General features: G+C 60.8%; 12 protein-coding genes and 1 pseudogene. 3 read left to right on the forward strand and 10 right to left on the reverse strand.

Annotated elements, in window-relative coordinates; translation table 11 throughout:
* The 5 genes and pseudogenes from L901_RS24495 to L901_RS24515 all read right to left on the reverse strand — a co-directional run.
* Positions 1-188: pseudogene (locus L901_RS24495) on the reverse strand (sugar ABC transporter permease); the annotation flags it as partial.
* Positions 189-362: 174 nt separating this feature from the next.
* The gene (locus tag L901_RS24500; protein WP_003524929.1) at positions 363-1676 is read right to left on the reverse strand and encodes a sugar ABC transporter substrate-binding protein; all 1314 of its coding nucleotides are present in this window, start codon (positions 1674-1676) and stop codon (positions 363-365) included.
* A 144-nt stretch (positions 1677-1820) separates the two neighbouring features.
* Positions 1821-2774: a sugar-binding transcriptional regulator gene (locus L901_RS24505; protein WP_020813212.1), complete on the reverse strand. Its 954-nt coding sequence runs from the start codon at positions 2772-2774 to the stop codon at positions 1821-1823.
* 306 nt (positions 2775-3080) lie between these two features.
* The gene (locus tag L901_RS24510; protein ID WP_059760882.1) at positions 3081-4931 is read right to left on the reverse strand and encodes an ABC transporter ATP-binding protein; all 1851 of its coding nucleotides are present in this window, start codon (positions 4929-4931) and stop codon (positions 3081-3083) included.
* Positions 4932-4979: 48 nt separating this feature from the next.
* A complete protein-coding gene (locus tag L901_RS24515) occupies positions 4980-6143 on the reverse strand; it encodes a M20 aminoacylase family protein (RefSeq protein ID WP_020813214.1) in 1164 nt (387 codons plus the stop codon).
* Positions 6144-6448: 305 nt separating this feature from the next.
* Here L901_RS24515 and L901_RS24520 point away from each other — a divergent pair, with 305 nt between their 5' ends.
* The 3 genes from L901_RS24520 (at position 6449) to L901_RS24530 (ending at position 10225) form a co-directional block, all read left to right on the forward strand.
* Positions 6449-8158: a peptide ABC transporter substrate-binding protein gene (locus L901_RS24520; RefSeq protein WP_059760884.1), complete on the forward strand. Its 1710-nt coding sequence runs from the start codon at positions 6449-6451 to the stop codon at positions 8156-8158.
* Positions 8159-8301: 143 nt separating this feature from the next.
* The gene (locus tag L901_RS24525; RefSeq protein ID WP_020813216.1) at positions 8302-9312 is read left to right on the forward strand and encodes an ABC transporter permease; all 1011 of its coding nucleotides are present in this window, start codon (positions 8302-8304) and stop codon (positions 9310-9312) included.
* On the forward strand, positions 9305-10225 hold the full coding sequence (locus L901_RS24530; RefSeq protein WP_003523158.1) for an ABC transporter permease: 921 nt from the start codon (positions 9305-9307) through the stop codon (positions 10223-10225). Before L901_RS24525 ends, L901_RS24530 begins: the two co-directional genes overlap by 8 nt.
* A 151-nt stretch (positions 10226-10376) precedes the next feature.
* Here the strand turns inward: L901_RS24530 and L901_RS24535 are convergent, their stop codons facing one another.
* The 5 genes from L901_RS24535 to L901_RS24555 form a co-directional block, all read right to left on the reverse strand.
* Entirely contained in the window at positions 10377-10727 is a 351-nt protein-coding gene (locus tag L901_RS24535) for a ribbon-helix-helix domain-containing protein (protein WP_059760886.1), read from the reverse strand.
* Between the two features lie 70 nt (positions 10728-10797).
* Entirely contained in the window at positions 10798-11364 is a 567-nt protein-coding gene (locus tag L901_RS24540) for a DJ-1/PfpI family protein (RefSeq protein WP_020813219.1), read from the reverse strand.
* Positions 11365-11461: 97 nt separating this feature from the next.
* Positions 11462-12859 carry an amidase gene (locus L901_RS24545; protein WP_059760888.1) on the reverse strand — a complete coding sequence of 466 codons (1398 nt, stop codon included), beginning with the start codon at positions 12857-12859 and terminating at the stop codon, positions 11462-11464.
* Between the two features lie 53 nt (positions 12860-12912).
* Positions 12913-13734: an ABC transporter permease gene (locus tag L901_RS24550; RefSeq protein ID WP_035228393.1), complete on the reverse strand. Its 822-nt coding sequence runs from the start codon at positions 13732-13734 to the stop codon at positions 12913-12915.
* On the reverse strand, positions 13731-14681 hold the full coding sequence (locus L901_RS24555; protein WP_059760891.1) for an ABC transporter permease: 951 nt from the start codon (positions 14679-14681) through the stop codon (positions 13731-13733). Before L901_RS24555 ends, L901_RS24550 begins: the two co-directional genes overlap by 4 nt.
* Positions 14682-14729: the final 48 nt, after the last annotated feature.

Below are 14729 nucleotides of genomic sequence, written 5' to 3' on the forward strand. Positions count from 1 at the left end.
GGGTCGGTATAGAAATACTGGTAATTGAACAGACCGGCGAAGCTGACATTGGCCGGATTGAGGAGATTGTAGTTCTGGAACGAGAACCACAGGGTCATCGCCAGAGGCACGATCATCCACACCAGCAACAGCAGCACCGATGGCGCAAGCATAACCCGCGCTAATCCGCTTGTGTTTCGGGTTGCCATTGCACTCACCTCCCCTTGGGCCTGGGCGTCACGACATGCGCCCGGCATATCCGGAAGAACCGGCTCATTCTTGTTTTGATTTGAAGGGCTTAAACGCCGCCGTACAGACCGGCGGCTTGCCGTCCCCAAGGTTCGCTGCCCGGCATTGGCGCCGGACAGCGATCTTCGGGAGGATTACTTGATGTAACCGGCGCGGGTCATTTCACGCGTCGCGGTCGACTGGGCGCCCGCAAGCGCATCGTCAACGCTGGACTGACCGGCAACGACTGCCGAGAACAGCTGACCGACCGTGGTGCCGAGCGCCTGGAACTCAGGGATCGCCACGAACTGACCGCCGGTGTAAGGCACGGGCTTTACGGTCGGCTTGGTGATGTCAGCGGCATCCATCGCGGCAAGCGTCGGCTTGGCGAAGGCGGCGGCCTTTTCATACTCGGCATTCTTGTAAAGCGAGGTGCGGGTGCCCGGAGGCACGTTTGCCCAGCCTTCCTTGGAAGCGACAAGCTCGGTATATTCCTTGCTGGTTGCCCAGGAGATGAACTTCTCGGCCGCTTCCGCCTTCTGCGAGCTCTTCGGGATCGCGAGGTTCCACGACCACAGCCAGTTGCCGTGGTTCTTCAGCTCGCCATGGGTCGGGAAGATGGCGTAACCGACCTTGTCGGCAACGGTGGAATCCTTCGGGTTGGAGACGAAGGAAGCAGCGACCGTGGCGTCGATCCACATGCCGCATTTGCCCTGCTGGAACAGCGTCAGGTTTTCGTTGAAGCCGTTGGAGGAAGCACCGGACGGACCGGCATCCTTCATCAGATCGACGTAGAACTGCAGCGAGCTTTTCCATTCCGGCTGATCGAACTGCGGCTTCCAGTTCTCATCGAACCAGCGGCCGCCGAAGGAGTTGGTGAGCGCGCTGATGAAGGCCATGTTTTCGCCCCAGCCGGCCTTGCCGCGCAGGCAGATGCCGTTGATATCAGCCTTGCGGTCGGTAATCTTGCGGGCGGCGTCGCCGATGAATTCCCAGGTCGGGCTATCGGGCATCTTCAGGCCGGCTTTTTCGAACAGGTCCTTGCGATACATGATCATGGCGGATTCGCCATAGAAGGGCGCGGCGTAAAGCTTGCCTTCGCTGGAGAGGCCGCCGCGGATCGCCGGCAGCAGATCGTCGACGTCATATTTGTCGCCGAGCTTTTCGAGCGGCAGCAGCCAGCCCTGCTTGGCCCAGATCGGCACTTCGTAATTGCCGATGGTCATGATGTCATATTGACCGCCATTGGTGGCGATATCGGTCGTCACGCGCTCACGCAGGACGTTTTCTTCAAGCGTCACCCACTCGACCTTGATGTCGGGGTTCTTGGTGGTGAAGTCCGAGGTCAGACCCTGCATGCGGATCATGTCGCCGTTGTTTACGGTCGCGATGGTCAGCGTCTCGGCGGAAGCAAGGGTCGAAAAGGCGAGTGCCGAGCATGCGCCCAGCAAAATGGTCTTCAATGTCATATCTTCCTCCCAGAAGAAAAATGATGAGCATTCGCTTTGCTCTAGGGCATTTACTCACCTCATTAGCAAAAAAGTCAAGCGACATCCTGTGCTGCGACGCACATGGAAAAACCAAGCCATTGATTTTATGTGTTTAATTTTTGCTCAGTGAGTGAGCAAATATTCGCTCGTGACTTCATCGGTGATGAGGCCGTTCAGCAGACCGCCCCTCAGCGCCGCCAGAATCGAGGCGTTCTTGCGTGCGCCCTGCGCCATGCCGATGACGGTGCAGGTGTCTCTTGAAGGGATGGGAACGGAGGCGACGCGCTCGTTGACGGAATGCTCTAGAATGCGGCCATTGGCATCATACATCCAGCCGCAAATCTCGCCGACGGCACCGCTTGCCATCAGCGCCTTCATCTCATCCACGCCGAGGAAACCATCGACGCAGAGCGGTGCGTTTTCGCCAAGTTCGCCGACACCGACGAAGGTAACATTGGCCGCGGAACCCAGCGCCAGCGTGGAGCGCACCATGGACTGGTCGTGCAGCAGTTCCCGCTCTTCCGCAGAAGAGCACAGGACCGGCAGCGGCATTGGGAAATGCCGCGCCTTGATGGCATCGGCCATGCTGAAGATGACGTTATAATAAGCGGCCGAGCCATCCGGCCCGATATTGCCCGTCAGCGACACGATACGGTGCTGCGGGCATTCCATCGGCGGCAGTTGATCAACAGCGGCCTTCAAGGTACGGCCGGTGCCGATGGCGAGCACGATGGGATCGGCATTCTTCAGCCAGCGCTCGATTTCCGCCGCGCCGGCCTCGGCAATGCCGACAGTGGAGGAGACCCCGGCCGGATCGCTCGGCACCACCTCGATATATTTCAGGTCGAATTTCTCTTTCAGCCGTTCGGCTTTTTCGAGACAGGCGGCGATGGGATGATCGAGCCGCACCTTGATCAGCCGCTCGGCGACGGCCAACGACACCAGCCGCTGCGCCGATTGCCGGGAAATGCCCATGGCGGCGGCGATCTCATCCTGCGTGCGGCCCGCGACATAATAAAGCCAGCCGGCACGGGCCGCATCGTCCAGCCGTCCATGTGCGTCGTTTCGTCTGGCCATGCCGCTGCCCTTTGAGAATTATGCTTGCGCATTTGCTGGCATTTTTTTGCGTCGGCTGTCAAACGGGGGATGCGGAAGAGAGCGCTCAGCGGGCCTAAAATCATCTGGCGTGGCGGTGCGGCGCGTTTCTTCTCCCCGCCGGGGAGAAGGTGGCCCGAAGGGTCGGATGAGGGGGCACCCTCTCCGTATATCTCTACCCTCGCCCCCTCATCCCGCTGCCGCGACCTTCTCCCCGGCGGGGAGAAGAAACAAGGGGCGACCACTCGCTCCCGTATCAGCCCTCAGCCCGAAGCCGACACTGTTCGATCACGCCGCTTCCTGCACCAGATGCCCTGCGGAAACCTCGCGGTAATGGCGCTGCGGCGGCACGTAGTCCACCGGCCGGATCGGGCTTTTGATCTCGTCGGTCGCCATGTTGCGCCGGATCTGCCGCCGCGCCGGGTCCGGCACCGGAACGGCGGACATCAGCTTTTTCGTATAGGGATGCTGCGGATTGTCGAAAACCGCCGCACGCGGGCCGATTTCGACGATCTCGCCGAGATACATCACCGCCACACGATGGCTGACGCGCTCCACCACCGCCATGTCATGGGAAATGAACAGGAAAGCGAGGTTGAGGCTCTGTTGCAGGTCGAGCAGCAGGTTGCAGACCTGCGCCTTGATCGAGACATCGAGCGCCGACACCGCCTCGTCGGCGACGATGACCTTGGGGTCGAGCATCAGCGAGCGGGCAATGGCGATGCGCTGGCGCTGGCCGCCGGAAAATTCATGCGGGAAGCGCCGCATCATATCCGGGCTGAGGCCCACCTTTTCCAGAAGATCGGCCGCCTTTTCGCGGGCCTGCTGCTTGGTTCCGAGGCGATGCTCGATAAAGGGCTCCATGATCGCCGTGCCGATGCTCATGCGCGGATCGAGCGAGGCGAAAGGGTCCTGGAAGATCATCTGCACGCTGCGGCGCATGGTGCGCAGCGTCGTCTTGTCGAGCTTCAGCACCTCGTAACCATCGAGCATGACATTGCCGGATGTCGGCTCGATCAGCCGGGTGATGGAGCGGCCCGTGGTGGACTTGCCGCACCCAGATTCGCCCACGAGAGACAGGGTTTCGCCCTCGGCGAGATCGAAGGAGACCTTTTCCACCGCATGCACGGCGCCGGATTTGCGGCCGAAAAGGCCGGTGCGGATATCGAAACGGGTGGTGAGGTCCTTGACCGAAAGAATGGGCGTGCGGCCGCCGGAGACCGTGTCCTTCACCTCCGCGACGGGCTGGCTTTCGCCGGTCTTGATATCGATGATCGGGAAACGGGCCGGCAGCACCCTCTCCTTCATCGAGCCGAGCTTCGGCACCGCCGAAAGCAGCGCCCGCGTATAGGCGTGGCGACCGCGATGGAAGATGTCGTCGGTGGTGCCGGTTTCCACCACATCGCCGCGGAACATGACGATGGTGCGGTCCGAGACTTCCGCCACCACGCCCATATCATGGGTGATGAACAGGACCGACATGCCCTCCTCTTCCTGCAACGTCTTGATGAGGTCGAGAATCTGGCCCTGAATGGTGACGTCGAGCGCCGTTGTCGGCTCGTCGGCGATCAACAGCTTCGGTTTGGAGGCGAGCGCCATGGCGATCATCACGCGCTGGCGCATGCCGCCGGAAAACTGGTGCGGATAATCGTCGAAACGGTTCTTCGCATTGGGAATACGGACTTTCTCAAGCAGGCGGATGACCTCGGCGCGCGCGGCGGAGGAGGAAATATCCTGATGCACGGTCAGCGCCTCGGCGATCTGCTTGCCGATCGGGAAGATCGGGTTGAGGCTGGTCATCGGCTCCTGGAAGATCATCGAAATGTCTTTGCCGCGAACCTTGCGCATCTCCTCTTCCGGCAGCGCCAGCAGGTCGCGCCCGCCGAGCATGACCTTTCCTTCGATGCGGCTCGTCTTTTTATCGAGGAGCCGCATGATGGAGAGCGAGGTGACGCTTTTGCCGGAGCCGCTTTCGCCGACGATCGCCACCGTTTCGCGCGGTGCGATCTCGAAACTCATATTGCGGACCACGGATTTCCAGCCGCCATCGACGCGGAAGGATGTGGTGAGATTTTGAACCGATAAAACCGGGCTTACCGAACCGCCGGTCTGTTCCATGGACGTCGCCGCCAAAAGCATGCCGATCTCCTGAAAAGCAAAAGGCGGCCATGAAGGCCGCCGGATGTCTTACGCAGCAAGTGCGGTTTCGGCCATCGAAACCCAGTAGCTGATGCCGTAAGGCAGCGCATCGTCGTTGAAATCATAGGCCGCATTGTGCAGCCCGGCGGTATCGCCATTGCCGATGAAGATGAAGGCGCCGGGGCGCGCTTCCAGCATGTAGGAGAAATCCTCCGCCCCCATATGCGGGTTCGGATTGGTGTTGACGGCGTTCGCACCGGCCACGCCCATCGCCACGCCGGTCGCGAATTCGGTCTCGTCACTGTGGTTGAAGGTGACGGGATAACCGCGATGATATTTCACCTCCACGGTGGCGCCATGCGCCATGGCGGTGGCGGTCGCCACTTCCTTCAGGCGCTTTTCGGCGAAATCGCGGGTTTCCGGCAAGAGCGTGCGCACCGTTCCCGTCAGCGTCACCGCACCGGGAATGACATTGACGGCCGTGCCGCCATGGGTGGTGGCGACGGTGACGACCAGCGATTTCAACGGGTCCGTCTCCCGCGAGACGATGGATTGCAGGGCGATGATGACATGCGCCGAGGTCAGCACCGGATCGATGGAAAGATGCGGGGCGGCGGCATGGCTGCCCTTGCCGGTGATGACGATTTCGAAACTATCCGCCGCCGCCATGGTCGATCCCTTGCGGATGGCGAAATTGCCGACCGGAATGCCCGGCTCGTTATGCATGCCATAGACCTGCGAAATGCCGAATTTCTCCATCATGCCGTCGTTCAGCATGGCGAGCGCGCCCGCGCCGCCCTCTTCCGCCGGCTGGAAGATCACCGCCACGGAGCCCTTGAAATTGCGGGTCTCGGCCAGATATTGCGCCGCCCCCAGAAGCATGGCGGTGTGCCCGTCATGACCGCAGGAATGGGCCTTGCCCGGCGTCTTCGAAGCCCAGGGCTTGCCGCTCGTCTCAAGGATCGGCAGCGCGTCCATGTCGGAGCGGAAACCGATGGTCGGGCCATCCCCGTGCCGGCCCTTGATGATGCCGACCACGCCGGTCTTGCCGATGCCGGTCTCGACCACGTCGCAGCCGAAGGATTTGAGTTTTTCGGCCACGAATTTCGATGTTTCGAAGACATCGTAGAGCAGTTCCGGGTGTTCATGCAGATGGCGCCTCCAGCCGGCAACTTCTTCCTGCATTTCAGCCACACGGTTCAATATCGGCATTCTCTTTTTCCCTTTTTTTGTTCCCCGCCGGGTTGTCGGACGCCATATTGCGTTTGGAATTTCTCGTTTTGCAAGCATGAAATTTGCTGCATGAGCGAAAAATAGGCCCAAAACTGAATGGCTCAATTTTTGTTCATCAAAGAAACATTGGGACTTGCTTTTCAAAAAAACTGACAATAGCATCATCGGGAATGGAGGAATATTCCTTAGCAAAGTCAAATACTTAGAATAAAAGACCTTGCACATGACGACGGGAAAAGCGTCAAACATTCAAATAGATAAAATCCAAAAAGGGGAAAACTACAATGAAGAAGCGCAGCGTTCTCTTTGCCAGCACAGTGGCGGCCATGGCCCTGGCAGGCTCTGCCGCCCATGCCGAGCGTGGCAGTGACGGCGAACTGAAAATCCTGTTCTGGCAGGCCGTATCGACACTTAATCCTTATCTTTCCGGTGGCACGAAGGAAGTCTACAGCTCGTCCATGGTGATTGAGCCGCTGGCGCGCTACGACGAAAAGGGCGAGCTGGTGCCGATGCTGGTCACCGAAATTCCGACGATCGACAATGGCGGCGTCGCGAAGGATTTGCTCAGCATGACCTGGAAGCTGAAAAGCGACGTGAAGTGGTCGGATGGTACGCCGCTCACCGCCGAGGACGTTATTTTCACCTGGAAATATTGCACCGCACCGGATGGCGGCTGCGCGCAGGCGGCGCAATATGAGGGCGTGAAGAATGTCGAGGCCGTCGACGCCCATACCGTCAAGGTCAGCTTCACCGAACCGAAACCCTACCCCTATTCCGCATTCGTCGGCGCGCAATCGCCGGTCATCCAGAAGAAGCAGTTTGAAAAATGCGTCGGCGCTGCCGCACCCGGCTGCACTTCCGCCAATTTCGGTCCCATCGGCACCGGCCCCTTCGTGGTCAAGGATTTCAAGCCGAATGACGTCATCAGCTTCGTCGCCAACACCAATTACCGCGACCCCGCCAAGCCCGCCTTCGCCACGGCGACCCTGAAGGGCGGCGGCGATGCCGCTTCCGCCGCGCGCGCCGTTCTTGAAACCGGCGAATTCGACTATGCCTGGAACATGCAGGTGGAGCCGGAAATCCTCGCCACCATGGTGGCCGCCGGTAAGGGCAAGCTTGAGACAGCCTTCGGCACCCAGGTCGAGCGTATCAATCTCAACTGGTACAATGCCGATCCTTCGCTGGGCGACAAGCGCTCCACCAAGCAGGCCGGCCCGCACCCTGCCCTTTCCGATCCCGCCGTGCGCCGTGCATTGTCGCTCGCCATCGACCGCGATGTCATCGACGAAGCGGGTTATGGCGAAGCGGGCAAGCCGACCTGCAACATCGTGCCGGCTCCGGAAGCCGTCGCTTCCACCAAGAATGACAGCTGGTGCCTGAAGCAGGATGTGGAAGGCGCAAACAAGCTGCTGGACGATGCCGGCTGGGTGAAGGGCGCCGATGGCATTCGTGCCAAGAATGGCGTGAAGCTCTCCTTCCTCTACCAGACCTCCACCAACTCGGTTCGCCAGGCCACGCAGGAACTGGTGAAGGACATGTGGTCGCAGATCGGCGTTGCCTCCGAACTGCGCAATGTCAGCGCCTCGGTCTTCTTCGGCGGCGACCCGGCAAGCCCGGATACCTTCCAGAAATTTTATGCCGACGTCGAAATGTACACCAACAATTTCGACGGCACGGACCCGGAAAAATATCTGGCGGAATGGCTGTGCGACAAGATCCCGGCCCCGGAAAACGGCTGGCAGGGCCAGAATATTCCGCGTTATTGCAACCCGGAATTCGACAAGCTGGTGGGTGAACTCTCCAAGACCGCCGAGCTTGCCAAGCGCGCGGAGATTTCCAAGCAGCTCAACGACATGCTGACGGAGGAAGGAGCGCATATTCCGCTCATCCACCGCGGCAGCGTTTCCTCGCATTCGCTGACGCTGGAAGGCGTTCGCATGAATGCCTGGGATTCGGAACTCTGGAACGTCGCGGACTGGTCCCGCAAGAAGTAACACGCAGATGCGCCGGCTTCTCCCCCCGGAGAGGCCGGCCTTCTGCATGCCCCTGGACCATGATCTGAAGACACATTTGCCGCGTTAAGGCGAAAACGCTCCCAATTTTCGTCCTGTCGCGCTCTGGGTCTGGAGAGTTTCAGATGTTTACCTTTACGCTCCGGCGGCTAGCCTTTGCCGTACCGACGCTGCTTGTCATCAGCTTCGTCATCTTCGCGCTGCTCGATCTTGCGCCGAACGACCCGACCGGCGATCTGCCGCTCACCATCCCGCCGGAAGTGCGCGAGCAAATCCGCGCCTCGCTCGGCCTCGACCAGCCCTTCTTCATCCGCTATCTGATGTGGCTGCAGCAATTCTTCATCAACGAACCGCTGAACCTCATTGAAAGGCTGACCGGCTGGCAGATCGGCGATGGCAGCCGCATGCGGGTACTCTCCTGGGCGACACGCAGCCCGGTGGTCGATCTCGTCATTCAGCGCATGCCGCAGACGCTGTGGGTGGTGGGCCTCGCCTATCTCTTCGGTGCGCTGCTGGCCATCCCGATCGGCGTCATCTCCGCCTACAAGCAATATTCGATCTTCGACCAGATCGGCACCTTCGTTTCGATGGTCGGTTATTCGGTGCCGACTTTCTTCACCGGCGTACTGCTGGTGGTCATCTTCAGCTCCTACCTGCAATGGTTCCCGTCCGTTTATGACACCAACCTTCAGGTGACCGACTGGGGAAGTTTCGTGGCGCAGGTGAAGCAGATGTTCCTGCCGGTGCTGGTGCTGACGCTCTACAATGTCTCGCAGATCAGCCGCTTCGTGCGCGCCTCCATGCTCGACAATCTGCACCAGGATTATGTGCGCACCGCGCGCGCCAAGGGCGTGAAGGAAAAATCCGTTCTGCTCATCCACGTGCTGCGCAACAGCCTGATCCCGGTGGTGACGGTGATTGCGCTCGGCGTGCCGACGATCTTTTCCGGCGCCATCATCACCGAGCAGATTTTCCGCGTGAACGGGCTTGGCCAATTGCTGATCACCGCCGTTCAGGGCGCGGATATTCCGCTGGTGCAGACGCTCACCTTCATTTTCGCGGTGCTTATCGTGCTCTTCAACCTGATTGCCGACGTGCTGTACGGCATTCTCGACCCGAGGATCCGCTATGACTGACGCCACGATCGCAGCGCCGACGGTTGCGGCCACCCCCACGCAATCCGCCCTTGCCGATATCTGGAAACAGTTCCGCGTTCACAAGGGCGGCGTGGCGGGCCTCTTCGTCTTCGTCTTCATCCTGCTGGCGGTCTATGTCGGCCCCTATATCCACACCGTTGCGCCCAACGCCATCAATGTGAAGGCGCGCAACCAGTGGCCGTCGCTTGCGCATCCTTTCGGCACCGATAATCTCGGCAAGGACATGCTGGCGCAGGTTCTGGCCGGCGGGCGCATTTCGCTTGCCGTCGGCATCACCGCCATGCTGCTGGCGCTGTTTCTCGGAACGCTGGTGGGCGTGCTGTCTGGCTATTTTCGCAGGCTGGACGGCCCGCTGATGCGGCTGACCGACCTGTTCCTGGCGCTGCCGCTTTTGCCGCTGCTGCTCGTCATCCTGATGCTGTTTCGCGATACGCTGCGCGCGGCCTTCGGGCCGGAAACCGGCATCTTCATCCTGATCGTCTTCGTGATCGGGATAACCAGCTGGATGCATACGGCCCGTATCGTGCGCGGCGATGTGCTGACGATCAAAAGCCAAGAATTCATCATGGCGGCGAAATCGAGCGGCATGCGCGAATACCGCATCATCCTCAGGCATATATTGCCGAATGTGTTGAGCTCGATCATGGTCTCGGCCACGCTCGGCATCGCCGCCGCCATCATCACGGAATCCGCGCTCTCCTTCCTCGGCCTCGGCTTCCCCTCCGATTTCCCGACCTGGGGACGGCTGCTGTTCGATGGCGCGAACTTCCTGCAACTGACGCCTTCTCGCGTGCTGTGGCCGGGGCTGGCGATTTCGCTGACGGTTCTGAGCGTCAACTATATCGGTGATGCGGTGCGCGATGCGCTCGATCCAAGAGCGCTGAAGAGCTGAGGAGACGCGTTCCTGCGTCACAAGAACCTCTCCACGTCATCCTCGGGCTTGACCCGAGGATCCATTGCCACACGTGATGGTGGATCCTCGGGTCAAGCCCGAGGATGACGTCGAATACACGTTGACCAACTATCAAGCGCAAAGTTGCCAACTAGTGATAATTCACCTGCTCCGCCTCAAGAATGCTGTCCGCATCCAGCGCCGCAATCGGAATATCGCTGCGCGCCGGAATGTCGCCGGAAAGCTGAAGCGCCAGATAACGCCCGCAGCAGACCCGCAGGAACGAGGTGAAATTGCCGAGATCGTGCCCGGCATCGATCGATTCATTATAAAGCTTGGCGATCAGCTGCACGCTGTTCATACCGTCGCGCCGCGCGATCTCGTCCAGCATCGACCAGAAGAAGTTTTCAAGCCTCACGCTGGTGACCATGCCATCGATTCTGAGCGACCGCGTATGGCTCTCCCAAAGCGCCGGGTCTGCCTTGATGAAAAGCTTGCACATGGTTTCCTCCCTCACCACGCCTGAAAGATAGGCGGAAAACGGGGCCGGAAAAAGCCCCGTTTCGCTAGTCTTATTTGCCGAGCACGGCCATGAATTGCGAGAGCCAGGCCGGATGCGCCGGCCATGCGGGCGCCGTTACCAGCTTGCCGTCGGTGACGGCCGCATCGATAGCGATATCGGCATAGGTGCCGCCCGCCAATTCCACTTCGGGGCGGCAGGCGGGATAGGCCGAGCAGGTACGGCCCTTCAGGACGCCCGCAGCCGCGAGCAGCTGCGCGCCGTGACAGACGGCCGCCACTGGTTTGTCGGCCTCGAAGAAATGTTTCACCGCCGAAAGCACATCCGCGTTGAGCCGCAGATATTCCGGCGCGCGACCGCCGGGAATGACCAGCGCATCGTAATCCGCAACCTTGATATCGGCAAAGGTGGCGTTGAGCGCGAAATTATGGCCGCGCTTTTCCGAATAGGTCTGGTCGCCCTCGAAATCATGAATGGCCGTGGCAATGGTCTGGCCGGCCTTCTTGCCGGGGCAGACGGCGTGCACCGTGTGGCCGACCGCAGCCAAGGTCTGGAACGGCACCATGGTCTCATAATCCTCGGCGAAATCGCCGGCGATCATCAAAATCTTCTTCGGCATGTCTGCTCCTCCCGTTTTCGAATGCCTTTGGGCACCCTAACAGGCGGGATCGAGATGCGGGTATTATGGCAATACTACAGGGCCGATAAAGGTGAGATCAGCGGGCCTGCGGCGGCTGCGGCCAGCGCCGCACACCACCGCCCCAATTCTCGAAGGCCTTTGAAAGCTTCAGCACGAACAAATCCTCGTAGCGCGGCCCGACGATCTGCAAGCCGATGGGCATTCCCGATCTGGAGAAGCCGCAATTGATCGAGGAGGCCGGCTGCTCCGACATGTTCCACGGCACCGTGAAGGCGATATGCTCGAAGGGGAGTTCGGGATCATTGGTGGGCGAGGCCCAGTCAGCCGGATAGGACACGATGGGATTGACGGGTGAAATCACCGCATCAACGGACTGCATCAACCGCCCGCAAGCCTTACGCATTTCCATGGTCTGGTTGAAACCGAAAACGGCGCGCGCGCCGGAAATATCCGCCCCCTTCTGCGCCCATTCATGAATATAGGGAAGGATCGCGGCACGGCGGTCCGCGCTCAGCGCCACCATGTCGCCCCAGAACTTCGCCCGCCAGAAATCATCCAGCCCATCCAGCATTTCCCGCGTCAGTACCGGCTCGACCGGTATGACGATGGCGCCAGCCGCCTCGAACAGTTTCGCGGCGGAAAGCACGGCGTCACGCACCTCTTCGTGCAGCGGCAGGCCGCAGCCGGCATCCAGCATCAGGCCGATTCTCAGGCTCTTCACATTAATATCGAGGTTCATCCAGTCGATATCGTTGGGCGGCAGCGAGGTGCCGTCGCGCCAGTCGGGTCGCGAAAGCGTCGCCATGGCATAGGCGGCATCGGCAACGGAGCGGGTCATCGGCCCGGCGCAGCGGCCGGTATAATAGGGATCGACCGGGATGCGACCCTGGCTCGGCTTGAAACCGAACAGGCCGGTCCACCCCGCCGGCAACCGCACCGAGCCGCCAATATCCGTGCCGATATGCAGCGTGCCGTAACCCGCAGCCCCGGCCGAGGCAGCACCGGCGCTGGAGCCGCCGGGGTTCTGGGTGGGATCCCACGGATTGCGGCTGAGCTTGTGGAAACTGGAAAGGCCGGAGGACAACATGCCGTAATCCGGGCAGGTGGTTTTGGCGTAAATAATCGCGCCATCTTCCCGGCATCGGGCTGCCACCGGCGCATCTTCAGCCGCAGGCACCAGTTCCACCGCTTTGGTGCCAAGCGGCACCGGGTGGCCTTTCGTGGCGATCAATTCCTTCAGCGAGACCGGAATGCCATCGAGAGCCCCGAGCGTTTCGCCCTTTTGCCAACGTTCCGTCGAGGCCAGCGCCTGCCTGCGTGCATCTTCCGGATCGTAGGCGTAAAGCGCGTTCACCACCGGTTCGAAAGCATCGATACGCGCCTCCACCGCCTGCCAATATTCCGATGGCGAAAGCTGCTTATCCCGGTAAAGCGCCAGGATTTCGAGCGTGTTGAGGTCTATGAGATCGGTCATGGCATCGTCTCGTCAGAAAAACAGGAAATAAGGGCGATATCGGCTTGAAACGGTCAGCTGGTATCGCGCGGGTCCAGCAGATCGCGCAGGCCATCGCCGAGAAGATTGAGGCCGAAGACGGCGAGCGCAATCGCAAGGCCGGGCATGATGGCGAGCCAGGGTGCCACGCCAAGATAGGTCTGGGCATCGGCCAGCATCCGCCCCCAGGTGGCGGCGGGCGGCGGCATGCCGAGACCGAGGAAAGAAAGGCCGGCTTCCGTCAATATCGCAAGACCGAGCTGGATCGTCACCTGCACGATGATCTGGTTGGAAATATTCGGCACGATATGGAAAAGCGTGATCTTGGCGCGGTTCTGGCCGATGCTGGTGGCGGCGGTGACATATTCCCGCGACCATATCTGCAACGCCGCCCCCAGCGTCAGCCGGGCAAAGACCGGCACCATGAAGGTGGCGATGGCGATGATGGCGGTAAAACGTCCCGTGCCGATGAATGCGCCGAGCATCATGGCCGACAGGATGGGCGGCACGGCGAAGATGATATCGCAGATGCGCATGACCACGGTTTCGGTGAAACCGCGCAGCGCCGCAACCGCAACGCCGATGGTCGTGCCGATAAATGCGCCGATGGCGACGGCGGCGATGGAGGTGGACAGCGAGTTCCACGCACCGGCCATCAGCATCGACAACACGTCGCGGCCGAAATGATCCGTGCCGAGGCCGCCATAAACGAAGGGCGATTTCAGCTTCTGAACGATCTGCATCTTTGTGGGGGACACCGGTGTCCAGACCAGCGACAGCAGGGCGACTGCGACCAGAAAGACCGTGACGGCGATGCCGAGGGCAAAGGCGGGGCGGCGACGGATCAATCGCATCATCGCGCACCTGCCCGCAGTCTCGGATCGATGAAGAGATAGGCGATATCGACCACGAAATTCATGACGATCACCAGCGCCGAGAAAAACAGCACAACGGATTGCATGACGACGATATCGCGCTGGGTCAGCGCCTGGTAGGCAAGCCGCCCGAGACCCGGCAGGTTGAAGACATTTTCCACCAGCACCGCGCCGGCAATGAGGAAGGTGAATTGCAGGCCGATCATGGTGACAACAGGGATCATCGCATTCGGCACCGCATGCCGCCACAGCGCCACCCGCTCGCTCAGGCCCTTGGCTCGGGCAGTGCGCACGAAATCCTCATTCATCACTTCCAGCACGGCGGAGCGGCAGACGCGTGTAAGAACCCCGGCCTGCGACAGCGCCAGCGCGACCGCCGGGAGGATAAGCGCCGTGAGACCCGCTGAAAAGCTCGGCGTCCAGCCGGGAAAACCGCCAGCCGGCATCCAGCCGAGCGTGGTGGAAAAGACGATGATGAGCAGCAGGCCGACCCAGAAGCCGGGCACGGCAATGCCCACATGCGAAAACAGCCCGGCCGCAAAATCCAGCGCCCCGTTGCGGCTCCGCGCCGCCGCAACGCCGAGCGGAATGGCGATGGCCACCGAAAGGCAGACGGCCAGCAGCGCAAGCGGCAGGGTAACGGCCAACCGCTCCAGGATCAGGCCCGCCACCGGCACGCCATAGGTATAGGATTGCCCGAGATCGCCATGAAACACACCGGCGAGCCAGTGGAGATAACGCAGCGGCAGCGGCTGATCGAGGCCCATCTGCTTCTGCAGCGCCGCGAGCGTATCGGGGCTCGCCGAGGTTCCAAGCATGATGGCCGCCGGATCGCCCGGCAGCAGGCCCATGACGACATAGATGATGAGGGAAACGGCAAACAGGGTGATGACGAGGCTTAAAAGACGCCGGATGAGGACGGCTAACATCTGGCATCTTCTCCTTGCTTTGTTTCGCAGTCGGATATCGTGGAGAGA

The organism is Agrobacterium sp. D14 (assembly GCF_001526505.1).
In the GTDB taxonomy this organism is placed as follows: domain Bacteria; phylum Pseudomonadota; class Alphaproteobacteria; order Rhizobiales; family Rhizobiaceae; genus Agrobacterium; species Agrobacterium leguminum.

Excerpts from the sequence above, each read along its gene's own strand:
- L901_RS24500 (WP_003524929.1), bottom strand. The coding sequence starts at position 1,676 with ATGACATTGAAGACCATTTTGCTGGGCGCATGCTCGGCACTCGCCTTT.
- L901_RS24505 (WP_020813212.1), bottom strand. The coding sequence starts at position 2,774 with ATGGCCAGACGAAACGACGCACATGGACGGCTGGACGATGCGGCCCGT.
- L901_RS24510 (WP_059760882.1), bottom strand. The coding sequence starts at position 4,931 with ATGCTTTTGGCGGCGACGTCCATGGAACAGACCGGCGGTTCGGTAAGC.
- L901_RS24515 (WP_020813214.1), bottom strand. The coding sequence starts at position 6,143 with ATGCCGATATTGAACCGTGTGGCTGAAATGCAGGAAGAAGTTGCCGGC.
- L901_RS24520 (WP_059760884.1), top strand. The coding sequence starts at position 6,449 with ATGAAGAAGCGCAGCGTTCTCTTTGCCAGCACAGTGGCGGCCATGGCC.
- L901_RS24525 (WP_020813216.1), top strand. The coding sequence starts at position 8,302 with ATGTTTACCTTTACGCTCCGGCGGCTAGCCTTTGCCGTACCGACGCTG.
- L901_RS24530 (WP_003523158.1), top strand. The coding sequence starts at position 9,305 with ATGACTGACGCCACGATCGCAGCGCCGACGGTTGCGGCCACCCCCACG.
- L901_RS24535 (WP_059760886.1), bottom strand. The coding sequence starts at position 10,727 with ATGTGCAAGCTTTTCATCAAGGCAGACCCGGCGCTTTGGGAGAGCCAT.
- L901_RS24540 (WP_020813219.1), bottom strand. The coding sequence starts at position 11,364 with ATGCCGAAGAAGATTTTGATGATCGCCGGCGATTTCGCCGAGGATTAT.
- L901_RS24545 (WP_059760888.1), bottom strand. The coding sequence starts at position 12,859 with ATGACCGATCTCATAGACCTCAACACGCTCGAAATCCTGGCGCTTTAC.
- L901_RS24550 (WP_035228393.1), bottom strand. The coding sequence starts at position 13,734 with ATGATGCGATTGATCCGTCGCCGCCCCGCCTTTGCCCTCGGCATCGCC.
- L901_RS24555 (WP_059760891.1), bottom strand. The coding sequence starts at position 14,681 with ATGTTAGCCGTCCTCATCCGGCGTCTTTTAAGCCTCGTCATCACCCTG.